This window comes from Burkholderia sp. Ac-20344 (genome assembly GCF_017104975.1).
Lineage (GTDB): Bacteria > Pseudomonadota > Gammaproteobacteria > Burkholderiales > Burkholderiaceae > Burkholderia.
The window spans coordinates 1-3406 of the sequence record NZ_JAAGPP010000300.1 but is presented as its reverse complement, the minus strand read 5'-3'; the positions used below and the strand labels follow the sequence as shown (position 1 = coordinate 3406).

Sequence of the window (3406 nt, the reverse complement as noted above, 5' to 3'; positions counted from 1 at the left end):
GACAGCACGCCGAGCTGCAGTTGCGCGAGCTTGATCTGTTCGTCGTTCATGGCGATCTGCGCGAGCAGCTTGCTGCGCTTGATCGATGCGTCGCTCGCGTCGTACGCGTTGTCGAGCCCGCGCGCGGTGCGCTCGCGCAGCACGGTCGTCACGCGCTGGCTGACCTTCAGCTTCTGCTGCAGCAGTTCCTGCGTCGCATACGCCTGGTCGAGCTGGCAGTACACGGTGACGATCGCGACCGCCAGCGTGAGCCGCACCTGCTCGGCCTCGACCCGTGCCGCTTCGCGCAGCGACATCAGGCTCTTCGTCGCGGCGCGGTTCTTCCCCCACAGGTCGAGCTGGTAGGTCAGCCCGACGAACACCGACGACGGCGAGGTGTTCGGATCGCCGAAGATCTCGACGGGCACGCGATAGCCGCTCACCGACACGTTGGCGACGTCGTCGCCCGGCTTCGGCATCCGCGCACGGCTGACCGTCGCGCCGGCCGTGCCCGTCAGCCCCGTCAACGAATCGAACTGCTGAAGCTGCGCCTGCGCGATCCGCAGCCGCGCCTGCGCGACCTGCAGGTCGGGGTTGTTTGTCGACGCCTCGGCGACCAGTGCATCGAGTTGCGGATCCTGCAGCTGCTTCACCCAGTCGGGCGCAGGCCATGCACCGTCCACGCCCGGGCCGGCCGTGTGCGCGAGCGCATCGTCGGCCGGCGCGCGCAACGACAACGACGGCAGGAAGCCCGACGGCACGCATCCGCTCAACGCCAGCGACACCGCCGCGGCGACGATCATCGTCGAGCCGCCCTTCACGCCGTGCGCCGGTCCCGCCGCTTTTGTCACACGCCGCATCGCGCCCCTCATCCCTGCTGAACGCGCTGCGCACGCGCGGCCAGACGCGGCCGCGTGCGTTCGAGCGGGCCGAGCCGGCCGAACAGGCCGTCCGCGATGCCGAACAGGATGCCGGCGAGCTTCGCGCGCTTGTCGCGTTCGACGAGCGCGATCTGCACGACCTGCCACACGGTCAGCAGGTTCGGCACGATCGCCACCGGAAAGCGCAGCCCGTACTGCATCCCGAGCTGCACCGCATTGCGTGCGCTGTAGTAGCGCCGTTGCCACGAATGATTCATCGACGTCATTTCAAAAGGGCCGATCGCGTGACGCTGCTTCGCGCCGATCCGGTGCGGCAGCACCAGCGACGGCACGACATAGAGCGGCACGTTGCGCGACAGCGCGCGGAAGCTGTATTCGGTATCGACGTGATCGATGAACAGCGTCTCGTCGAAGCGGCCGAGCACGTCGAATGCGTCGCGCGACACGACGCAGCCCGACGAGATCAGGAACGCGCAGCGCTGCAGCGGCGCGCCCGGCTCGATCCGCAGGCGGCGCAGCCCGATCCCGTTGGTCGAGAGTTCGGGCAGGAAGCTGCGCGCGTTCTCGTCGAAGATGCGCGGGCCGGCCAGGAATGCGCGCCCCGCGAGCCCCGCGCAGACATCGCGCATCACCGGGAAATACGCAGTTGGCACCGACGAATCCTGGTCGAACAGCGCAACGGCATCGATGCGATCGCGAAACAGCGCCGCGAGCCCCGCGTTGTACGCGCCCGCGATCCCGCTGCGATTGCCGTGATGCAGCAGTGCGATGCCTTCGCGCGCGCACAGCTCGCGGGCTCGCGCGTCGGGCTGCGGCGTGTTGTCGACGACGAGCAATGCGTCGCACGCATGCCGCCATGCGCCGAGCGCGTCGAGCTGCGCGTCGCTCGGGTGATACAGGATCACGAGTGCGCCGAGTGTCGTCATGTTCCTCTCCTCAATGCCCGAACGACGCCGCCGCGCCACGCTTCGGCCGCGTCAGCCACATCATCGCCGCGAGGGCGAGACACGTCATGCTCGCCATCCAGAACATGTCGTTGGTCGCCATCATGTATGCCTGCTGCATCACGACCTGGTGCAGCGTGGACAGCTCGCGCACGCCGTCCACGCCCATCGCGTTCAGCGTCTGCACGAAGCGCTGCGTGTTCGCCGATGCATGCGTGACGGATTGCGACACGACGTCGTAGTGATAGGTCGCGCGGTTGTCCCACAGCGTCACGCTCATCGCGGTGCCGAATGCGGCCGACAGCGTGCGCAGGAAGTTCGACAGGCTCGACGCGGCGGCGAGCCGGTCGTCCGGAATGCGCGACAGCGTCGCGGCGGTCAGCGGAATGAAGAAACACGGCAGCCCGATCCCCTGGATCAGCCCCGGCGCGGCGATCTGCGCGAACGTCATCTTCAGCGTGAAATGCGCATCCCATGCGAGCACGGCCGCGAACACGAGGAAGCCGAACGTCGCGAGCACGCGCGCGTCGAAGCGATGCGCATGCAGCCCGACCAGGATCGAGAACACGAGCGCGAGCACGCCGAGCGACGCCGTTGCCAATCCCGCGTGAAACGCGTTGTAGCCCATCACGGCCTGCATCCACAACGGGAACACGACGCCGACCACCGAGAAGCTCATCATCCCGAGCGAGATGATCAGCACGCAGAACGAGAACGTGCGATCGCGGAACAGGCTGAGATCGACGACGGGATGCGCTTCGCCCGCCTCCCAGATCAGCAGCGACACGATCGAGAGCCCCGCGACCACCGCGAGCGTGACGATCAGCGGCGAGCCGAACCAGCCGCGATCGTGGCCGAGATCGAGCATCGCCTGCAGCGAGCCGACGCCGATCACGAGCAGCACGATGCCCGGTACGTCGATCGGGCCGGCCGCGCCGCGTTGTGCGTCGGGGCGCAGCATCGCGGTGCAGACCGCGAACGAGAACAGACCGATCGGCAAATTGATCAGGAAGATCCACGGCCACGAGAAGTTGTCGACGATCCAGCCGCCGACCACCGGCCCGAAGATCGGCGCGAGCAGCACCGTCATCGCCCACAGCGCGAGCGCGATCGTGCGCTTGTCCGGCGGGAACGTGCGCAGCAGGATCGTCTGCGACAGCGGCACCATCGGCCCTGAAAACAGCCCCTGCAGCGCGCGGCAGATCACGAGCACGTGCAGGTCGCGCGCGAGCCCGCACAGCAGCGACGTCAACGTGAACAGCAGCACCGCGCCGACGAACAGCCGCAACTCGCCGACGCGGCGCGCGAGCCAGCCCGTCAGCGGCACCGCGATCGCGGCCGCGACCGAATACGAGCTGATCACCCACGTGCCCTGGCTGTTCGATACGCCGAGACTGCCGGAGATCGCCGGCACCGCGACGTTCGTCACGGTCGAATCGAGCACCTCGATGAAGGTCGCAAGCGACAGCGCGAACGTCAGCAGCGCGAGCCGCATGCCGCGCACCGGCTGCGCGGCCGGCGCGGGGGCCGGCACGTCGAACGCGGACGGCGCGACGGGCCCGTCGTGAAGCGGCGACGCGGTGCTCATGCGCCGGCCACAGC

At 68.4% G+C, this 3406-nt stretch carries 3 protein-coding genes; all 3 read right to left on the bottom strand.

Going from position 1 to position 3406, the window contains the following annotated elements; genetic code table 11:
• A partial coding sequence (locus tag G3N64_RS38500; RefSeq protein WP_205788808.1) for a TolC family protein occupies window positions 1-839 on the bottom strand: 839 nt, incomplete at its 3' end.
• Window positions 840-847: 8 nt separating this feature from the next.
• Window positions 848-1786: a glycosyltransferase family 2 protein gene (locus G3N64_RS38495; protein ID WP_205788807.1), complete on the bottom strand. Its 939-nt coding sequence runs from the start codon at window positions 1784-1786 to the stop codon at window positions 848-850.
• 10 nt (window positions 1787-1796) lie between these two features.
• Window positions 1797-3392, bottom strand: coding sequence for a DHA2 family efflux MFS transporter permease subunit (locus G3N64_RS38490; protein WP_205788809.1), 1596 nt, complete (start codon window positions 3390-3392; stop codon window positions 1797-1799).
• Window positions 3393-3406: the final 14 nt, after the last annotated feature.

What these genes read in the sequence shown, in the direction of transcription:
- G3N64_RS38495 (WP_205788807.1), bottom strand. Translation starts at nt 1,786, where the DNA reads ATGACGACACTCGGCGCACTCGTGATCCTGTATCACCCGAGCGACGCG.
- G3N64_RS38490 (WP_205788809.1), bottom strand. Translation starts at nt 3,392, where the DNA reads ATGAGCACCGCGTCGCCGCTTCACGACGGGCCCGTCGCGCCGTCCGCG.